21 protein-coding genes and 1 pseudogene are annotated in these 17,910 nt (G+C 73.2%); 10 read left to right on the top strand and 12 right to left on the bottom strand.

The window, feature by feature from the left end; translation table 11 throughout:
* Positions 1 to 99: 99 nt before the first annotated feature.
* Both metK and F7Q99_RS03460 read left to right on the top strand, forming a co-directional pair.
* On the top strand, positions 100 to 1,323 hold the full coding sequence (gene metK, locus F7Q99_RS03465; protein ID WP_326846209.1) for a methionine adenosyltransferase: 1,224 nt from the start codon (positions 100 to 102) through the stop codon (positions 1,321 to 1,323).
* A gap of 85 nt (positions 1,324 to 1,408) precedes the next feature.
* Positions 1,409 to 3,493 (top strand): primosomal protein N', encoded by a 2,085-nt coding sequence (locus F7Q99_RS03460; RefSeq protein WP_153460019.1) that lies wholly within the window; start codon positions 1,409 to 1,411, stop codon positions 3,491 to 3,493.
* Between the two features lie 82 nt (positions 3,494 to 3,575).
* Here F7Q99_RS03460 and F7Q99_RS40855 read toward each other — a convergent pair whose 3' ends face one another.
* Complete coding sequence (locus tag F7Q99_RS40855; RefSeq protein WP_230210148.1) at positions 3,576 to 4,190, bottom strand: hypothetical protein; 615 nt, start codon at positions 4,188 to 4,190, stop codon at positions 3,576 to 3,578.
* 273 nt (positions 4,191 to 4,463) lie between these two features.
* Between F7Q99_RS40855 and def the strand changes: the two genes are divergently transcribed.
* The 5 genes from def (at position 4,464) to F7Q99_RS03435 (ending at position 8,281) form a co-directional block, all read left to right on the top strand.
* Positions 4,464 to 5,009, top strand: a complete 546-nt coding sequence (gene def, locus F7Q99_RS03450) for a peptide deformylase (RefSeq protein ID WP_326846208.1) — start codon at positions 4,464 to 4,466, stop codon at positions 5,007 to 5,009.
* Between the two features lie 52 nt (positions 5,010 to 5,061).
* A complete protein-coding gene (fmt, locus tag F7Q99_RS03445) occupies positions 5,062 to 6,006 on the top strand; it encodes a methionyl-tRNA formyltransferase (RefSeq protein WP_153460018.1) in 945 nt (314 codons plus the stop codon).
* Between the two features lie 115 nt (positions 6,007 to 6,121).
* Positions 6,122 to 7,555, top strand: a complete 1,434-nt coding sequence (locus tag F7Q99_RS03440) for an RsmB/NOP family class I SAM-dependent RNA methyltransferase (RefSeq protein ID WP_326846207.1) — start codon at positions 6,122 to 6,124, stop codon at positions 7,553 to 7,555.
* An 85-nt stretch (positions 7,556 to 7,640) separates the two neighbouring features.
* Positions 7,641 to 7,760: a MerR family transcriptional regulator gene (locus F7Q99_RS43580; RefSeq protein ID WP_407697732.1), complete on the top strand. Its 120-nt coding sequence runs from the start codon at positions 7,641 to 7,643 to the stop codon at positions 7,758 to 7,760.
* Positions 7,745 to 8,281 carry a hypothetical protein gene (locus tag F7Q99_RS03435; RefSeq protein WP_326846206.1) on the top strand — a complete coding sequence of 179 codons (537 nt, stop codon included), beginning with the start codon at positions 7,745 to 7,747 and terminating at the stop codon, positions 8,279 to 8,281. Before F7Q99_RS43580 ends, F7Q99_RS03435 begins: the two co-directional genes overlap by 16 nt.
* On the opposite strand, the gene F7Q99_RS03430 is transcribed toward F7Q99_RS03435, so the two are convergent.
* From F7Q99_RS03430 to F7Q99_RS03420, 3 genes are all read right to left on the bottom strand, one after another.
* Positions 8,199 to 8,696, bottom strand: a complete 498-nt coding sequence (locus F7Q99_RS03430; RefSeq protein ID WP_153460017.1) for a hypothetical protein — start codon at positions 8,694 to 8,696, stop codon at positions 8,199 to 8,201. The genes F7Q99_RS03435 and F7Q99_RS03430 overlap by 83 nt on opposite strands.
* Positions 8,697 to 8,883: 187 nt before the next feature.
* Positions 8,884 to 9,210 (bottom strand): sulfurtransferase TusA family protein, encoded by a 327-nt coding sequence (locus tag F7Q99_RS03425; RefSeq protein ID WP_153460016.1) that lies wholly within the window; start codon positions 9,208 to 9,210, stop codon positions 8,884 to 8,886.
* Between the two features lie 35 nt (positions 9,211 to 9,245).
* The gene (locus F7Q99_RS03420) at positions 9,246 to 9,935 is read right to left on the bottom strand and encodes a class I SAM-dependent methyltransferase (protein ID WP_153460015.1); all 690 of its coding nucleotides are present in this window, start codon (positions 9,933 to 9,935) and stop codon (positions 9,246 to 9,248) included.
* Between the two features lie 163 nt (positions 9,936 to 10,098).
* On the opposite strand from F7Q99_RS03420, the gene F7Q99_RS03415 reads away from it, so the two are divergent.
* Complete coding sequence (locus F7Q99_RS03415) at positions 10,099 to 11,754, top strand: FAD-dependent monooxygenase (RefSeq protein WP_153460014.1); 1,656 nt, start codon at positions 10,099 to 10,101, stop codon at positions 11,752 to 11,754.
* Between the two features lie 353 nt (positions 11,755 to 12,107).
* Complete coding sequence (locus tag F7Q99_RS03410; RefSeq protein WP_153460013.1) at positions 12,108 to 12,683, top strand: maleylpyruvate isomerase N-terminal domain-containing protein; 576 nt, start codon at positions 12,108 to 12,110, stop codon at positions 12,681 to 12,683.
* A gap of 69 nt (positions 12,684 to 12,752) precedes the next feature.
* Here F7Q99_RS03410 and F7Q99_RS03405 read toward each other — a convergent pair whose 3' ends face one another.
* The 5 genes and pseudogenes from F7Q99_RS03405 to F7Q99_RS03385 all read right to left on the bottom strand — a co-directional run bounded on the left by F7Q99_RS03405 (position 12,753) and on the right by F7Q99_RS03385 (position 14,872).
* Positions 12,753 to 12,932, bottom strand: a complete 180-nt coding sequence (locus F7Q99_RS03405) for a hypothetical protein (RefSeq protein ID WP_153460012.1) — start codon at positions 12,930 to 12,932, stop codon at positions 12,753 to 12,755.
* Positions 12,929 to 13,150, bottom strand: a pseudogene (locus F7Q99_RS03400) (ATP-binding protein); the annotation flags it as partial. The pseudogene F7Q99_RS03400 and the gene F7Q99_RS03405, both read right to left, overlap by 4 nt.
* A gap of 135 nt (positions 13,151 to 13,285) precedes the next feature.
* Complete coding sequence (locus F7Q99_RS03395) at positions 13,286 to 13,663, bottom strand: hypothetical protein (RefSeq protein WP_153460011.1); 378 nt, start codon at positions 13,661 to 13,663, stop codon at positions 13,286 to 13,288.
* A gap of 324 nt (positions 13,664 to 13,987) precedes the next feature.
* Positions 13,988 to 14,449: a MarR family winged helix-turn-helix transcriptional regulator gene (locus F7Q99_RS03390; protein WP_153460010.1), complete on the bottom strand. Its 462-nt coding sequence runs from the start codon at positions 14,447 to 14,449 to the stop codon at positions 13,988 to 13,990.
* A 69-nt stretch (positions 14,450 to 14,518) separates the two neighbouring features.
* Positions 14,519 to 14,872 carry a DUF6204 family protein gene (locus tag F7Q99_RS03385; protein ID WP_153460009.1) on the bottom strand — a complete coding sequence of 118 codons (354 nt, stop codon included), beginning with the start codon at positions 14,870 to 14,872 and terminating at the stop codon, positions 14,519 to 14,521.
* Positions 14,873 to 15,018: 146 nt separating this feature from the next.
* Here F7Q99_RS03385 and F7Q99_RS03380 point away from each other — a divergent pair, with 146 nt between their 5' ends.
* Positions 15,019 to 15,363, top strand: coding sequence for a cupin domain-containing protein (locus F7Q99_RS03380; RefSeq protein ID WP_195910986.1), 345 nt, complete (start codon positions 15,019 to 15,021; stop codon positions 15,361 to 15,363).
* 16 nt (positions 15,364 to 15,379) lie between these two features.
* Here the strand turns inward: F7Q99_RS03380 and F7Q99_RS03375 are convergent, their stop codons facing one another.
* The 3 genes from F7Q99_RS03375 to F7Q99_RS03365 all read right to left on the bottom strand — a co-directional run bounded on the left by F7Q99_RS03375 (position 15,380) and on the right by F7Q99_RS03365 (position 17,897).
* Complete coding sequence (locus tag F7Q99_RS03375) at positions 15,380 to 16,024, bottom strand: hypothetical protein (protein ID WP_230210147.1); 645 nt, start codon at positions 16,022 to 16,024, stop codon at positions 15,380 to 15,382.
* A gap of 149 nt (positions 16,025 to 16,173) precedes the next feature.
* Positions 16,174 to 16,863: an alpha/beta hydrolase gene (locus tag F7Q99_RS03370; protein WP_153460007.1), complete on the bottom strand. Its 690-nt coding sequence runs from the start codon at positions 16,861 to 16,863 to the stop codon at positions 16,174 to 16,176.
* 128 nt (positions 16,864 to 16,991) lie between these two features.
* A complete protein-coding gene (locus tag F7Q99_RS03365) occupies positions 16,992 to 17,897 on the bottom strand; it encodes a phosphotransferase (RefSeq protein WP_153460006.1) in 906 nt (301 codons plus the stop codon).
* Positions 17,898 to 17,910: the final 13 nt, after the last annotated feature.

The following is a 17,910-nucleotide window of genomic DNA, read 5'->3' as shown; positions in this document are numbered from 1 at the left end:
CGGAAGCAGACCGTTACACTCCATGAATCAAGTCTTTCCGGATGTCCCCGGTCCGCCGGGGGCCTTCAGTCAGCAGCCGCTGCAACCCCAGGGAGCGCTGTGTCTCGCCGCCTGTTCACCTCGGAGTCCGTGACCGAGGGGCACCCCGACAAGATCGCTGACCAGATCAGCGACACCATCCTCGACGCTCTCCTGCGGGAGGACCCGACGTCCCGGGTCGCCGTGGAGACGCTCATCACCACCGGCCAGGTGCACGTGGCCGGCGAGGTGACCACCAAGGCGTACGCGCCGATCGCCCAGCTCGTCCGGGACAAGATCCTGGAGATCGGCTACGACAGCTCCAAGAAGGGCTTCGACGGCGCCTCGTGTGGCGTGTCGGTGTCCATCGGTGCGCAGTCGCCGGACATCGCGCAGGGTGTGGACACGGCGTACGAGGCCCGTGTCGAGGGTGCCTCCCAGGGGGATGACGCGGATGACCTGGACAAGCAGGGTGCGGGCGACCAGGGTCTGATGTTCGGGTACGCGTCGGACGAGACGCCCGAGCTGATGCCGCTGCCGATCACCCTGGCCCACCGGCTCTCGCGGCGGCTGACCGAGGTGCGCAAGAACGGGACGATCCCGTACCTGCGTCCCGACGGCAAGACCCAGGTCACCATCGAGTACGACGGTGACAAGGCCGTCCGCCTGGACACCGTGGTCGTCTCGACCCAGCACGCCTCCGACATCGACCTGGAGTCGCTGCTGACCCCGGACATCCGCGAGTTCGTCGTGGAGCCGGAGCTGAAGGCGCTGGCCGAGCAGGGCATCAAGCTGACCACCGACGGCTACCGGCTGCTGGTCAACCCGACCGGGCGGTTCGAGATCGGTGGTCCGATGGGTGACGCCGGGCTGACCGGCCGCAAGATCATCATCGACACGTACGGCGGCATGGCCCGTCACGGTGGTGGCGCGTTCTCGGGCAAGGACCCGTCCAAGGTGGACCGTTCGGCCGCGTACGCGATGCGCTGGGTGGCGAAGAACATCGTCGCCGCGGGTCTGGCGCGCCGGGCCGAGGTGCAGGTCGCGTACGCGATCGGCAAGGCCGAGCCGGTGGGTCTGTTCGTGGAGACCTTCGGCACCGAGTCGGTGCCGGTGCTGGCGATCCAGAAGGCCGTCACCGAGGTGTTCGACCTGCGTCCGGCCGCGATCATCCGCGACCTGGACCTGCTGCGGCCGATCTACTCGCAGACCGCCGCGTACGGCCACTTCGGCCGTGAGCTGCCGGACTTCACCTGGGAGCGCACCGACCGGGTGGAGCAGCTGAAGGCTGCCGTGCAGGACTGAGTCTCCTGACCGCTCGAAGGCGGCGCCCACCCCGCTCGGGGTGGGCGCCGCTTTTGTCGGTGTGACCTGGTAGTACTTGGGATTGATGAGCAGCACAGGGGAGAACGGGGCCGCCGAGCCGGAGCAGCTGGCGTTCATCCGGGAGACGGTCCGCCGGGCCAAGCCGCGGACGTGGCGCGGCGCGAAGCGGGCCGAGCATCTGCCGGTGGCCCGGGTCGTGGTCGACAAGGGCGTGCTGACCATCGACAAGTTCTTCGACTACGAGGTGCCGGCCGCCATGGCCGAGGACGCCAAGCCCGGGGTGCGGGTGAGGGTCCGCTTCGGTGCGCGCGTGGTGAGGGGCCAGCGCGAGGGCGGGGAGCTGCACGACGGCTTCATCGTCGCCCGGCTGGAGAAGAGCGACTTCCCCGGCCCGCTCGCCCCGCTCGCCCAGGTGCTCTCGCCCGAGCCCGTGCTCACCCCGCAGTTGCTGCAGCTGTGCCGGACCGTCGCCGACCGGTACGCCGGCACCCTCGCGGACGTCCTCCAGCTGGCCGTCCCGCCACGGCACGCCAAGGCCGAGGCCGAGCCCTCCCCGCCGCCCCGCCCGCGCCCGCCGGCTCCCGCCCCCGGCGGCTGGCAGCGCTACCCCGCCGGGCCCGACTTCCTCGCCGCGCTCGCCGGCGGCGGCGCGCCGCGTGCCGTCTGGGCGGCGCTGCCAGGCCCCGGCTGGCCGTACGAGATCGCGCGTGCCGTCGCGTCGACGCTGTCGAGCGGGCGCGGTGCGCTGGTCGTGCTGCCCGACGGCCGTTCGGTGGCGCGGGTGGACCAGGCGCTGACCGAGCTGCTCGGTGAGGGCATGCACGTGGCGCTGGAGGCCGACCTCGGCCCGCGTGAGCGCTACCGGCGCTGGCTCGCGGTGAGCCGCGGCTCGGTGCACGCCGTCGTCGGCACCCGCGCCACCATGTTCGCGCCGGTCCGCGACCTCGGGCTGGTCGTGGTCTGGTCCGACGGCGACAACAGCCACAGCGATCCGCGCGCCCCGCACCCGCACGTGCGCGAGGTCGCGCTGCTGCGCGCCGCCGAGGAGGGCGCGGCCGTGCTGCTAGGCGGCCACGCGGTCACGGTGGAGGGCGCGCAGCTGGTCAGCACCGGGTGGGCGCGGCCGCTGGTCGCGGACCGGGAGACGGTGCGGCAGGTCGCCCCCCGGGCGCGGACCGTCACCGACCAGGACCAGCACCGGGACGCAGCCGCGCAGGCCGCCCGGCTGCCGTCGGTCGCCTGGGAGGCCGCCCGGGAGGCGCTCGCGGCCGGGCACCCGGTGCTCATCCAGGTGCCCCGGCGCGGCTACGTCCCCCGGCTGGCCTGCGGCCGCTGCCGGACGCCCGCCCGCTGCCGGCGCTGCGAGGGCCCGCTGGAGGCGCCGTCCGCGGACGCCTCGCTGTGCTGCGCGTGGTGCGGGGAGGCGGAGAACGACTGGCACTGCGCCGAGTGCGGGTCGTTCCGGCTGCGGGCGCAGGTGGTCGGGGCCCGGCGGACGGCGGAGGAGCTGGGGAAGGCGTTCCCGCGCATCCCGGTGCGGACCTCCGGCCGGGACGCGGTGCTGGCCACGGTGCCCGACGAGCCCTCGCTGGTGATCTCCACCCCCGGCGCGGAGCCGCTGGTCGAGGGCGGCTCCGGGTACGGGGCCGCGCTGCTGCTGGACGGCTGGGCGCTGCTGAGCCGCCCCGACCTGCGGGCCGGCGAGGAGGCGCTGCGGCTCTGGCTGGCCGCCGCCGCGCTGGTTCGGCCCTCGGCGGAGGGCGGGACGGTCGTGGTGGTCGCGGAGCCGTCCGCGCGGCCCGTACAGGCCCTGGTGCGGTGGGATCCGCTCGGGCACGCCGGGCTGGAGCGGGACGAGCGGGCGCAGCTGCACTTCCCGCCGGTGTCGCGGATGGCGTCGGTGTCGGGGAGCCCGGCGGCGGTGGCCGACCTGCTCGGGCTGATCCGGCTGCCGGAGGGGGCGGACGTGCTCGGGCCGGTGCCCGTTCCGGCGCTGCGCGGGCAGGAGCAGGAGCGCGCCCTGCTGCGGGTGCCGCCCGGGCAGGGGGCGGCGCTGGCGGCGGCGCTCAAGGCGGCGCAGATCGCGCGGATCGCGCTGCGGACGCCGGAGGCGGTGCGGGTGCGGGTGGATCCGACGGATATCGGGTGACAGACGTTCGCGCCGGTGCCGGCCTGTGTTGGGGGCGGGGTGAGTGGGCCACCCCGCCCCGGGTGGCCCTTCGGGAGGGCCGTCAGCCGCGCAGGGGGATGCCGGTGCGGTCGGGTGCGCTGCGCTCGATCGTGCTCCGGTCGAGGGCGCTGCGTTCAAGCGGGGTGCGGTCCAGAGGGCTGCGGTCGAGGGGGGTGCGGTCGAGGGGGGTGCGGTCGAGGCCGCCCTGGCGGGCCGCCGGGACGGTGGTTGCGAGGCCACCGCGCTCGGCGGGCGCGGACAGCTCGTCGGAGCGGTCCACCCGGCTCGGGCCGCCCAGTGCGCCGCTGGCGGCGAGGAGTTCGCTGGTCGGCCGGCGCATCCCGTAGCGGCGGTGCACCGCCTGCTTGGTGACGCCGAGGGCCGAGCCCACCGAGTCCCAGGAGAAGCCCAGCGCCCGGTCGAACTCGACCGCCGCCGCCACCAGCGTCTCCACGCTCTCGCGCAGCTCCTGCGCCAGGCGCACGGTGGGCGCGGGCGCCCGCCCGTACACCACGAACCCGGCCGAGGTGCTGGGCCGGCGCGGCCGGTAGACGTTGCCCAGTTGGGCGGTGAGCGTCCGCAGCGCGTCGACCTGCCGCCTCACCCGCTCGATGTCCCGCACCAGCAGGTGCAGGCTCGCCCGCGCCCGGGCGTCGTGGTTGATCTGCTCGGCCATGGCCTACGTGCCACCTTCCGTACGGTTCGGTTCGGCCGGAGCGCCTGTCCCGCGCGCCTCGGCCAACGGTCAATCTCACTTGACCAACGCCGAAGCGGGGGCCGGGGTAACGCGGCGGAGCGGAGTCGGGATATGCCGGAGCGCGCCGCGGGGCCCCGGACGGGCCTCCGGCGACGGGCCTCCGGCCGGGGCGAGGGGCATGGGAGGCGGGCCCGGCACGTTGCATAGACTTGCGGTGAGCCAGCGTTCTCGACGGACAGGAGCCCGTACCCCGTGGCGATCCAGCCGATCCGTCTCTTCGGAGACCCCGTCCTGCGAGCCCCCGCCCAGCCGGTGACCACGTTCGACAAGGAACTGCGCACCCTGGTCCGGGACCTCACCGACACCATGCTCGACGCGCCCGGCGCCGGCCTCGCCGCACCCCAACTCGGCGTCTCCCTGCGGGTGTTCACCTACCACGTGGACGGCGTCACCGGCCACTTGATCAACCCGGACCTGGCGCTGAGCGAGGAGGAGCAGGACGGCCCCGAGGGCTGCCTCTCCCTGCCCGGGCTGCGGTACGACACCAGGCGCGCCCACGGCGTGGTCGCCAAGGGCTTCAACATGTACGGCGATCCGATCACGCTGGAGGGCACCCGGCTGCTCGCCCGCTGCATACAGCACGAGACCGACCACCTCGACGGCATCATCTTCATCGACCGGCTCGACGGCGAGCAGCGCAAGGCCGCGCTGAAGGCGATCCGGGAGGCGGACTGGGGCGGCGGGCCCACGCCGGTCGTGAAGGTCTCGCCGCACAGTACGTTCGGCGCGGCGCGCTGAGTCCGTCGTTCATGAACCTGGTCGTGAACCTCCCTTCGCAGAAAGGCACTTGATGCGTCTCGTCTTCGCCGGCACCCCCGAGGTCGCCGTTCCCGCCCTGGACGCCCTGCTCGCCTCCGACCGGCACGAGGTCGTCGCGGTGGTCACCCGCCCCGACGCGCCCGCCGGGCGCGGCCGCAAGCTGGTCGCCAGTCCCGTCGCCCAGCGCGCCGAGGAGGCCGGGATCGAGGTCCTCAAGCCGGCGAAGCCGAGCGACCCCGAGTTCGTCGCCCGGCTCACCGAACTCGCCCCCGACTGCTGCCCGGTGGTCGCCTACGGCGCCCTGCTGCGCCCCGGCACCCTGGAGATCCCCAAGCACGGCTGGGTCAACCTGCACTTCTCGCTGCTGCCCGCCTGGCGCGGCGCCGCGCCGGTCCAGCACGCCGTGATGGCCGGGGACGAGGTCACCGGCGCGTCCACCTTCCTGATCGAGCAGGGCCTGGACTCCGGCCCGGTCTACGGCGTGATCACCGAGGAGATCCGGCCGACCGACACCAGCGGCGACCTGCTCACCCGGCTGTCCGTCTCCGGCGCGCGGCTGCTCGCCGCGACCATGGACGGCATCGAGGACGGCTCCCTGCACGCCGTGCCGCAGCCGGCCGAGGGCGTCACGCTCGCACCGAAGATCACCGTCGAGGACGCGCGGATCGACTGGACCCACCCCGCCCTGCGGATCGACCGCGTCGTGCGCGGCTGCGCCCCGGCGCCGGGTGCGTGGACCGAGTTCCGCGGCGAGCGGCTGAAGGTGTCCGGCCCGGTCAGGCTGCTGCCGGGGGAGACCGGGCTGGCGCCCGGGGAGGTGGCGATGGTCGGCAAGAACAGCGTCCGGGTCGGCACCGGCAGCCACGAGATCGAGCTGGGCGAGGTCCGTCCGCAGGGGAAGAAGGAGATGCGGGCGGCGGACTGGGCGCGCGGGGCGCGGCTGGAGGCGGGGGAGCGGTTCGGGGCCGAAGGCTGACGGCCGTGGCTCGTCGAGATTTCTGGCCCGATGAGGGCCTGGGACCCCGGCGAGCTGAGCCTTCCGTTTAGCGTTACTGTTCGTCTGATAACCACCGCAGCACCTTGAGGCACCTGTGACCACTCCCAGCGCCAAGCGCGCGCCCCGTCCGCACCGCCGGCCCAAGAAGGACCCGGCCCGTATCGTCGCGTTCCGCGCCCTGCGCGCCGTCGACGAGCGCGACGCGTACGCCAACCTGATCCTGCCGTCGCTGCTCCGCGAGGCCGAGCAGAAGGGCATGGACCGGCGCGACGCCGCCCTCGCCACCGAACTCGTCTACGGCACCCTGCGCCTCCAGGGCACCTACGACGCGGTCATCGCCGCCTGCATCGACCGGCCGCTCAGCAAGGTCGACCCGCCGGTGCTCGACGTGCTCTCGCTCGGCGCCCACCAGCTGCTCACCACCCGCATCCCCAGCCACGCGGCCGTCTCGGCGACCGTCGAACTCGCCCGGGTGGTGCTCGGCGACGGCAAGGCGAAGTTCGTCAACGCCGTGCTGCGCCGGATCAGCGCCCACGACCTGGACACCTGGATCGAGCAGGTCGCCCCGCCGTACGACAAGGACGCAGAGGACCACCTCGCCGTCGTCCACTCGCACCCGCGCTGGGTGGTCTCCGCGCTCTGGGACTCGCTCGGCCGCTGGCAGCCGGACGCCTCCGGGCGCACCGCCATGGAGGAACTGCTGCGCGCCGACAACGAGCGGCCCGAGGTCACGCTGGTCGCCCGGCCGGGGCGGGCCAGCGTCGGCGAGCTGGCCGACGCGCTGCCCGAGGCCGAGCCCGGCCGCTGGTCCCCGTTCGCGCTGCGGCTCGCCGAGGGCGGCGACCCGGGCGCGCTGGACGCGGTGAAGGAGAACCGGGCGGGGGTGCAGGACGAGGGCAGCCAGCTGGTCGCGCTCGCCCTGGCGAGCGCCCCGCTGGACGGCCCCGACCGGCTCTGGCTGGACGGCTGCGCCGGCCCCGGCGGCAAGGCCGCGCTGCTCGGCGCGCTGGCCGCCGAGCGCGGCGCGGCGCTGGTCGCCAGCGAGAAGCAGCCGCACCGCGCGCGGCTGGTGGCGCGGGCGCTGGAGGGCAACCCCGGCCCGTACACCGTGATCGCGGCCGACGGGACGCGGCCGGCCTGGCGCTCGGGCGGCTTCGACCGGGTGCTCGTCGACGTGCCCTGCTCCGGGCTGGGCGCGTTGCGCCGCCGCCCCGAGGCGCGGTGGCGGCGGCGTCCGGCGGACATCGCGGCGTTCGGGCCGCTCCAGCGGGACCTGCTGCGCTCGGCGATCGACGCCACCCGGGTGGGCGGGGTGGTCGGGTACGCGACCTGCTCGCCGCACCTCGCGGAGACCCGGGCCGTCGTCGACGACGTGCTGCGGGCCGAGGGCGGGCGGGTCGAGTGGATCGACGCCCGGCCACTGCTGCCCGGCGTGCCGGCACTCGGGGACGGGCCGGACGTGCAGCTCTGGCCGCACCTGCACGGGACGGACGCGATGTACCTGGCGCTGCTGCGGCGGACTTCGTAGGCGGCTTCGAGGCCCGGGCGCTTTCGGGGACTTCGGGGATTTCGGGGTTGCATCTCCCGTAGGGGGAGGCGCCAGGGTGGTGGCCATGAACGGCGACACGCTCCACTCGATCGGTGATCTGGCACGGCGGACCGGGCTGACGGTCAAGACCGTGCGGTACTACTCGGATCTGGGGATCGTGTCGCCGGCGTGCGGCGCTCGATGACGCCGGAGCTGCCGGACGACCCCGAGCCCGAACAGGTCGACGCGTGGGTGGAGTTGGCGGAACTCGCGATGGACGACGGCTTTCGCGGGCTGCTTCGCCGGCTCGTGGAGGAGGAGGCCGCCGAGGCCGGTGCGGGGTGGCCGTGTCCGGGACTGGCGGCGGTCGTACGGGAGGTGGCCGGGCCGGCGGTCGCCGCCGGGATCGATCCGGGGTCGGCTGCGGCGGCGGGTGTGGTCGAGGCGGTGATCGACCGGTATGCCGGGCTGGTGGGCGGCGGCAGCGGCTTTGCGCTGGAGTGCCTACCTGAGCGGCTGAGAGCGTTGGCGGATCCGCGTCGGGAGCGGTATCTGGAGCTGCTCGCGATCGTCAACGGGTGGTCGGCGCCGGAGAGTTGGGCTCCGGTGGTGGACTGGCTGGAGCTGGCCGCGCGGCGATCGGCTACGGGTGGCTCTGCTGTGGGCGGTTCTGCTGTGGAGGGTTCTTGCGCCGGGAGCTCTGCTGCGGGGAGGGGAGGCTGGTGAGGAAGGCGTGGGCCTGGGCGCGGAGTTGGTCGATCGGGGGGTCCTCGCAGATCACCTCCAGGCCGAGGCCGGTCGCCTGGCCCCGGTGGTAGTAGGACTGGTAGGCGAGGTAGGGGCGGTGGCCGTCGGTCGGGTCGAGCCCGACGGCGAAGGTCGCGAAGTGCGTGCGCTCGTTCTCGGTGCGCTCGTTCTCGGTGCGGGAGAGCTGCCACTCGAACTCGTACGGTTCGGGCTCGGCGGGGAGGTCCAGCAGCGTCTGGGCGAGCCGGCGGACGTCGTCGGGGTCGGCGAACGGGAGCGTCTCGGACCAGCGGGGCGCGGCGGCGAGCAGTTCCCAGGTCGTTCCGTTACGGCTGACGGTCAGTGCCCAGTCGCCGTCCGGGTCGCGCCAGTGGCAGCTGAGGATCGGGTCCATGGTCAACCTCCGTATGGCGCTTGGCCGTTCGGTCCTTCCATGGTGGCACATCAGGGGCGTCCGGACCTGTTGTGGCGGCTCAGGTGGTCGTGGTCGGCGTGGGGAACCGGCCAACAATCGTCCAGGAGGCATGAGTTCGGGACGCGGGTTCGAGCTGTGGGTCGTCGGGCGCGGTGGGCCCGTCGGTTCAGCCGGCGGACGGGGCCGGGGCCGGGTGCCAGGGGCGGTCGGCGCGGGTGGGCAGGGCGGCGGTGGTGAGACGGATGGCGTACACCTCACGGTCGGTGGCCGGGTGGGGGACCGGGCCGAGGTACTCGTGGCCGGTCAGGTGGCACCAGGCGGGCAGGTCGAGCGGGGCGGCCGGGTCGGTGGTGTGGATGTGGACCACCGTGCCCGCCGGGTGGTCGGCGATCCGGCCGCGCAGGCGCAGCAGGAGCTGGACGCAGAGCAGGCCGGTGCCGTCGATGCTCAGGTCGGGGTCGGGGCCCGGGGCGGGCGGCTGGGCGGTGGTCATCGGGGCGTCTCCTGCGGGGGCGTCGGCAGTGGTGCTCAGCGGGGCGTCCGCTGGGTGATGCGCCAGAGGCGGCGGGGCAGTTCGCCCTCTTCGAACGGGTGCACCTCGGCGAGGTGCCAGCCCTCGGCAAGGGCGTCGACGAGGGCGCGGGGGAAGAAGTGGACGGCGAACCCGCCGTGTTCCCAGACGTCGTCGCCGTGGTCGGTGCCCGCCCCGTAGTGAGCGTCGCCGGTGTGGCGGACGGTGTAGACGAAGCTGCCGCCCGGACGCAGGACGCGGCGGACCTCCGCGACCAGGGCGTGGATCTCCTCGGTGGACAGCGCCATGCAGAGCAGCATGTGCGCGAACACCGCGTCGACGGACGCGTCGAGGAGCGGCAGCGGCTTACGGACGTCGTGGACGGCGATGGTGACCCGGTCGGTGACGCCCTGCTCGGCGGCCGCCGTTCGGAGTTGCTCCAGGCCGGTCGGGCTGAAGTCGGTGGCCAGCACGGTGAAGCCCTCGCGGGCGAAGAACAGGGCGTCCCGGCCGTGGCCCGCGCCCAGTTCCAGGACGTCCCGGGCACCGGCGGCGGCGAACACCCGGGCGGCGTGCAGCGCGGCGGCGGAAGGCTGCTCGCCGTACATGCCCGGGTGGGCGCTGTACGTCCGGTGCCAGTGCTCGCGTTGGGCGTCGGCGAGGCCGGGCGCCTCCCCGTCGCCCTGCGTCACGTGGTCCTGGGTCATGCGGATGCCCTCGCGATGGTCGGGGCCGGTGGTGACTGCCCAGCCTAGGCCGTCGGGGGTGCCCGGCCTCCGGGTGGGGTGCGGGCTCCGTCGGCGGGTGGCGGGCCGGGAGCGGCGGGCGCAGCCTGGGGGCGGGGGGTCGTCCTGGAGTTGAGGAGCGGGCATGGGTGACACGGACGTGCTGGTCGTGGGCGCGGGGCCGGTCGGGCTGACGGCCGCGGCCGAGCTTCGGCGGCGGGGCGCCGACTGCCGGATCGTCGACCGGCTGGCGGCCCCGCAGCCGTACGCCAAGGCGGTGGGGATCCAGCCCCGGACCCTGGAGGTGTGGGACGCCATGGGGGCGGGGCTGCTCCGGCGGGTGCTGGACGAGGCGGTACCGATGCGGGGGCAGCTGACGTACGTGGACGGGGCAGCCGGTCCGCGGATCGACATGGAGCTGCCGGCGGACGTGCCCTACGGGTTCGCCGCGCTGCCGCAGTACGCGACGGAACGGCTGCTGGCGGAGCACCTGGCGGGGTACGGGGTGGCGGTCGAGCGGGGCAGCGAGCTGGTGGGGCTGGAGCAGATGGACGGGTACGTCCGGGCTTCGCTGACCACGGCCGGGGGCGGGGAGGAGGTGTCCGCGCAGTACGTCGTCGGCTGCGACGGCGCGCACAGCCGGGTGCGTCGGGCGGCCGGGATCGGGTTCGAGGGGGACGCGTTCCCCGAGCAGTACATGCTGGGCGATGTCGAGGTCGACTGGGACCTGCCGGAAGGCTACGCCGTGCGCTCCACCACGGGTGGCGGCGATGTGCTCGTGTGCATTCCGCTGCCCGGGCGGCGGCGGTACCGGATGTCGATGCTCGTGCCGCCGGAGCTGGACGCCGGCTCGGCGGTTGGCGCGTCCGGGGAGGTGGCTCACGGGCTGGAGCGCGGCCGGGCGCCGGAGCTGCGGCACATCCAGGACGTGCTCGACCGGCTCGCGCCGCAGCCCACCAGAGCCGGCGCGCTGCGGTGGTCCTCGGTGTTCCGGATCAGCCACCGGCTGGCGGACCGCTACCGCGACGGCCGGATCTTCCTCGCCGGCGACGCCGCGCACATCCACCCGCCCACCGGCGCCCAGGGGATGAACACCGGCGTGCAGGACGCGTACAACCTGGCGTGGAAGCTCGCCCTGGCGGTGCGGGGCCTGGCCGCGGACGAACTGCTCGACAGCTACCACGCGGAACGCCGCCCGGTGGGGGAGGAGGTGGTCGGGCGCACCGTGCGGCACGCCCGAGCCGGCCTCGACGCGGACCGGGACGACCTGGCGACGCTGCTGCTGCGGGAGGCGCAGCTCCTGGTGAACTACCGGGGCGGGCCGCTGGCCGAACCGGGCAGGGGTGCCGGACCGGATGCCGCACTCCCGGGTGATCTGGCCCCGGGCGACTTGATCCCGGGTGATCGGGCGCCGGACTGTGCGGGGCTGGAACGGCCGCTGGTGTCCTTCCGCGTGCGGCTGTTCGACCTCCTGCGCGGCCCGAACCACGTGCTGCTCCTGTACGCGGGTGCCGGGACAGGGGTGGAGCCGGAGTCCCTGCACGCGAGCGCGGAGGCGGCCCGCTCGGCTACGCACGGACTGCTGGACACGTACGTCGTGCTCGCGGCCGACGCGGTCCGACCGGAAGGCCTCCTGCTCCCGCACGTTCGGGACGCGGACGGCGCCTTCAGGGCAGCCTACGCGGCGGCGGACGGCGAGGCCTTCGTGATCCGCCCGGACGGCTACCTGGGCGCTCGCCTTCCGGCCGCTGCCCCGGCGCGGCTTGCGGCCCACCTGCGGCGCACATTCGCGGCTGCTTGAGGCAGGCGTTGTGGGGCGGGGTGTGGGACGGGTGAATATGTAGACCGGTCTAGAGACGTGTAGCTGGCGGGGCGTAGGAAGTCGGCCTGGCCGACTTTTGGCGTGCCCCGTCGTAGATGATCTGGTCGCGCCTATGGCCATGACCTGCGAGGATCAGATTGGGTGAGGCGACGGGGTGCAGGAATTCTCGGTTGATCTGAGCTCTCCAGCGCAGGTGTCGGCCGTTGTCTCAGTTGATTCGGTCCGTTGCCATCCGGGCTACTGACCTGACCGCCCGGACACTGGAGAGGGCACCCTTCGTCAGCGGTCGAATTGCGCTTGTTGATGGCGGCTAACGCTGCGACGATCACGGGATGGATGGCATCGACAGTCGAGACGTCGACCGGGCTGTGGACGAGATGGTTCGGGTGCTCGGCCCACACGATTCCGAAGACTGGCAAGCCCGTGCAGGGTCGCTGGAGTGGAGCTGCCGGCAGACTGCCGCGCACGTCGCGCACGACCTGCTGGCCTATGCCGGACAGTTGGCGGCCCGTTCGGCAGATGCCTATCTGCCCTTTGACCTCGTCGTCAACGCCGATGCACCGGTGCGTGAGGTCCTCAGGGTGGTCACCGCCTGCGGAAGACTGCTGAGTGCTGCGGTCGCCGCGGCCGCACCCGATGATCGCGCTTGGCACTGGGGGCCCTGTGATCCGGCGGGGTTCGCCGCGATGGGGGTCGCTGAGACGCTCCTTCACACGCATGACATCACCCAGGGACTGGGGCTTTCGTGGCGCCCCCCGGAGGATCTCTGTGCGGCAGTGCTGAACCGGTTGTTCCCTGATGCTCCGTCTGGTGATCCTGCCCAGGTCCTGCTGTGGTCCACCGGCCGGGGTGAGCTCGCTGACCGGCCGCGCGTCACCTCGTGGGTCTGGAAAGCCGCGGTTTCCTGAGAAGTGGATCAGGCTCCTGCCGTCGCGGCGGGTGCCCGGATGACACCTGCCGCAGAAGGCGGCCGTGCGTCAGGCCAGCTGATCGGCGTGGAGCTCCAGGGCGGTGATGACCCAGTCGATCGCAGTGTCGAAGCCGTAGCGGTCGTTGAGCGCCTGGTCGACGTGCTCGTCGGCCGAGGTGAAGAAGTCGGCCAAGCCGCGGAGGAAGCCGGCGAGTTCAGCGAGTCCGCCCGGTCCTGTGCCGGTCATGCGGCGGCTGGCTTGCGCTTGGCGGTGGTGCTGGCGAGCCGGTAGGACTCGGTGCCGGTCTCGATGATGTGGGCCTCGAAGGTGAGCCGGTCGACGATGGCCTGGCAGAGGCGCTTGTCGGTGAAAGTCTCGTCCCACTCGACGAAAGGCCTGTTCGAGGCGATCGCGATCGCGTGGCGTTCCTCGCGCTCGGTGAAAATCTGGAACAGCAGTTCGGCGAGGGTGTTCACGATTTGTCCTCGATCCGCTTGGTGCGGGGGAAGTTCGCTTCCTTGACCCGGCCGGCCTTGCGCCGCTCGTCGCGGTCCTCGCGCTCGCTCTCCAGCAGTTCGGCCAGTCGTTATAGACAGGGGTCAGTTCTCGGTTGGTGGGGTGGCGGCGAGAAGTTCGCGCTTCACGTGCTCGTAGTCGGCCAGGGCCTGCGGGTCCCCGTGGGTGTAGTCGGCCCAGAAGCCCGGGCGCTGCCAACGGGCGTCGGCAAGGCGGGTGCGGCCGCCGGCGATGACCAGGGTCCAGCCGGGCGGTATCCAGGTGTCCACTGTCTCGAAGTCGGCGGGGTCCCAGAGCAGTCCGGGGTCGGGTGTGTCGGCGCCGAGCACGCGGATCTGGCAGTCGATGTCGTAGGTGACCATCTCCAGAACCGGGTAGACACCGCCCACCCGGATCCCTTCGAACTCCGCGACCGGGATGTCGGCCGCGGGGTGGATGATCTGCAGGCATCTGACTCTCATGGGAGAAGTTTCGCCCAGTCGATCCCTGGTCGCTGTCCGGGGCACTGCCCTGAGCAATGCTCAAGTACCTTCCCAAATGATCCGTTGATGGTCACCGAGTAGGGCTGCCTTGCAGCGCGGGTCGGGAAGGCGCGGCCGTGCTCAGCGCAGTCACCGCCGACGGCCCACAGAGTCCGGCTCCCTGATCGACGAGACAGGCACGCTGGGATGGGGGCCGGCGGGTGGGCGATGGAGAGGATGTGGCGCGGGGGAACGGGTGCTCTCGCGGGTGGCTGCGTAGGAAGTCGGCGGGGCCGACTTCCTACGCGCGTGAGGCTGGTGGGGTCAGAGCCGCGGGGTGGTGAGGGGGGTCAAGAGGCTGGCGAGCGTGGCGAGGTCGTTCGGGGGCCACTGGGTGGGGGCGAAGATGTCGGCGGCGACCTGGCGGGCGGTTTTCAGCATGTCGGCGAGGCGTTCGCGGCCGGTCGGGGTGAGAGCGGCGTAGGCGACCCGGGCGTCGCGGGGTGCGGGCTCGCGAGTGACCAGGCCGATGCGTTCGAGCGGGGCGAGGCCGCGGGTGACGCCGGAGGCGGTGAGGCCGAGGGTTTCGGCGAGGTCGACACGGCGCATGCGGCCGCCCGGCGCCTCGCTGAGGCGGAGCAGCATCGTGAAGTCGGAGAGGCTGACGCCGTGCAGGCCGCTGAGGCTGGCGTCGAAGCGTTTGACGAGGGTGGCCTGGGCGCGGACGAGGCGTAGAGCCGTGTCCAGGGGGTCGGGGCCGAGTTGGTCGGTCTGCAGGCTGGTCATTGCCACCTCCTTGAGCACTCAAGTATACCCCTGTGGTGAGCGGTCAAGGAGGTGGCAGAGGGGGGAGGGTCAGCTGGTGGCGGCGGCGCGGCGTTGGCGCTTGCCGAGCGGGGCCTGGGAGAGGTCCTCGGCCTGGGAGCGGAGGTTCTTGTAGCCGTAGCCGCGTTCGGTCAGCCAGGTCTGTGCTGCCTGCTCGGCGCGTTCGGTCGCGTCGAGAATGTCCTCCTCCGCCTCGCCGGAGTCGAGGAAGCGGAAGGTGAAGGCGGCTCGCGCGGTGAGGTCGTACGCGAGGTGGCCCTCGGGGGTGAAGGCCGCGTGCAGGACATCGTGTTCGGGAGCGTGGGCGAGGAGTTCGGCGCGCTGATCGGGGGTCAGGCCGTCGAAGACGCCGCGCACCATGATGCGGAAGGTTCGAGTGCTCATCCCGCGACGATAGGCAGGTCGGGCGTTCCGTGGCCACACGATTCTGGGAATGCCAGACGGGTGGGGCGCGGTAGGGGAGGGCGTGAGTTAGGGGGTGATCGGTTGGGCGATGTGCGGCATGATGATCGTTCATGGATAGCATCAGTGTGACGGATGATCAGGCTCCGCTCTCCCGCGAGATCCTGCTGGATGTGCCAGTGTTGCCGGCGAAGCCGACGGCTCGGGTGGAGGTGCGGCGGATCACGATGAAGCCCGGGTTCGCCGCCGGGTGGCACGTGCACAACTGCCCGGTGGTCGGGAGCGTGCTGGCCGGATCCGTGCGCTACCAGGCCGAGGGTGTGGACGAGGTGGTGCTGACGGCCGGCGAGGTGTTCCACGAGCCCGAGGGGGTGCCGGTGCGGTTCGATGCCGGCGACGAGGGGGCGACGTTCCTGGCCTACTTCCTGCTGGCGGACGGGGAGGAGCCGGAGATCGCCCTGACCTCCGGGTGACCCTCGGCGCGGCCGCTCATTGGGTCGGCAGTTCGGTGTGGTGGACGGTGAAGCCGCCGTTGACGACCGGGGCGAACGGCGCCGGGGCCATGCAGGTGCCCGTCACCGCCGGGCGGGGCCGGCCGGCGGCGTCCACGTCGAGGTTGCCTATGCCCCAGGAGAAGCCGAGGCGGCTCCTCCCATGGCCGTCGTAGATGCTCAGGCCGATCCGCTCGCCGACGTTGCCGATGTCCGAGGTGGTGACCACGGCGGTCAGGGTGGCGACCGGGCCGCCGGTGACCAGGCAGTCCACCGCCGCCTCGGCGCGGTACACCGTGCCGGTGGAGGCATCCCGGTGGGACCAGCGGACGGTGCCCCGGGCGTCGGTCGGCAGGCCGTGCTCCAGCTTGTCGACGCCGGGGAACGGGTGGGTGAACGGAGCCGCCTGGGCGTCGACGGTGAACCAGATCTCATCGCTCGGGGAGAAGGCGTACGAGATGCGCCCGGTGCCGCTGACGCTCGCGGGGCGGGTGTGGTGGTCGGAGTCGGAACCGGGGGCTGGGGCAGGGGCGGCGGCGGTGAGCGTCGCGAGGGCGAGCGCGGCGGTGGCCGCGGCGATCGCGGTGCGGATGCGGGTGTGGATGCGGGCGTGGATCTGGGCGCGAGCACGGGTGCGGAACACGGTGGGCCCCTTCCTCCGGCAGCCCCGGTGGCTGCCGTTTCGGTATTCCAAGCCTGGTCGTCGCACCCCCGTGCGGACCATCTGCCGATCGGCACATCATTCGCCCATCAGCCACCGATGCCCCTGCCGATCGGCAGGGTGAGAGAGCCTCAGACCCGTGAGGGCAGCCGCGTACAGACCGTGCCCTCCGCGAATGCGGACGGCTCGGCGCCGAGCGTGGCGAGTGTGAAGGCCGTCGTCAGGGCGCTGATGTCGGCGGCCTGCCGCACGAGGTAGTGACTGCCGCCCGGGACCTCGTAACGGGCGAGGTCGGGCACCACGGTCCGGGCCCGGAGCGCGTACTCGAGCGACTGGGTGGCGCCGGCCGCGCTGTGGTCGCCGGTGCCGTGGACGATCAGCACGCGGCGTCCGGCCAGTTGCTCGACCGGGTCGCCGCTCGGCAGCCAGGGCGCGATGCCGGCCACCCCGGTGACGTTCGGATGCCCGGCGCACCAGAACGCGGCACGCCCGCCGAGCGAGTTGCCGACCAGGACCACCGGCACCGGGCCGTAGCGGCGGGCGAGTTCGTCGAGCGCCCAGCGGGTGTCGACCGCCGTGTCGGCGTCCGGGCCGTTCCAGCCGCTGTGGCGGTAGCGCAGCAGGTGGACGGCGATGCCGTGGGTGTGCCCGCGCTCGGTGAGCTCGGTGGCGAGGTCGCGCAGGCCGAGTTCGGCGACCTTCACCGGCCCGCCCCGGCCGCGGACGAACCCGCCGGGCAGCAGCAGCGCGACCCCGCGGACCTCGCCCTCGCCCTGTCGCTGCGTCAACTGCGCGGTACGCCCCCGCTGCGCTCGGAACACGCGAATCCCTCTCCTGGTGCCTGCCAGCGGATTCTACGGTTCCGTCAGCGCGTCGCTGCGATCGAGAAGGATCACACGACACGGCCGGTGGCGGGGTCGGGTCGGGCGTCGTCGTGAGGCGACGCTCCCTACCGGAACGCGAGGACGCGGTCGAGTGCTGCCCGTCCCGCAGGCCCCCACGTTGGCTGGCCGCCGGGGAGGCCGCGCTCCCCGGCCCTGCCGATGTCGATCAGCGAGAGGCTGTGCAGGAGTGCCCAGCCCCGTGCCCGTCGCATCGTCGCCAAGCCGGCGTTCGCGTCGGCGTTCGCATAGGCGCGGAGGAAGTCCGGGAGCGCCTTGGCGGGCAGCAGCAGCCAGGCGGCGGCGAGGTCCGCGGCGGGATCGCCGGCGCACAGGTCGCCGAAGTCGATCACTCCGGCCAGCGTCCCGTCCGTGATGACGACGTTCGCTGGGTGGAGGTCGCCGTGCAGCCACACGGCAGGACCGTCCCAGGCCGGCGCCGCGACGGCGTCCTGCCAGGCGGCTCGGACCTCGGCGGTGGCCAGGCCGGTCGGGGCGATGGCGCGGAACCGTTCCTCGAACTCCGGCGCGACCGTAGCGAGCGGAACTCCCCGGCGGGGGTTGGCCGGTGCGCCGGCGGGTGCGGGCCGGTGCAGCGCCCGGAGGAAGCCCGCCAGTCGCTCGGCCGCGTCCCTCGGTCGGTCGATCGACGCGCGGTCTCTCGGCTCGCCCGGGACCCACACCGTGACGCCCCACGGGAACGGGAAGCGTTCCGAGGGCTCACCGGCCCGCACCGGGCAGGGCACCGGGAGCGGAAGGCGCGGAGTGAGGAGCGGGAGCCACAGCTGCTCCTTCCGAAGGAGTGACGGCGCTCGCGGCGTGCGCGGCATCCGCACGGCCAACTCATCGCCGAGACGCCACAGTTGGTTGTCCCAGCCGCCGGCCACCGGCCGGATCGGCAGGTCGGCGAGGTCCGGGTGCTGGTCCCGCAGCAGGGACCGTATCAGCGACTCGTCGATGGTGTAGCCGTCCATGAACAGTCCACGC

It is taken from the genome of Streptomyces kaniharaensis, assembly GCF_009569385.1.
GTDB lineage: Bacteria > Actinomycetota > Actinomycetes > Streptomycetales > Streptomycetaceae > Kitasatospora > Kitasatospora kaniharaensis.
Note: the sequence above shows the minus strand (reverse complement) of the source record. Positions and strands in the feature narration are given on the sequence as shown.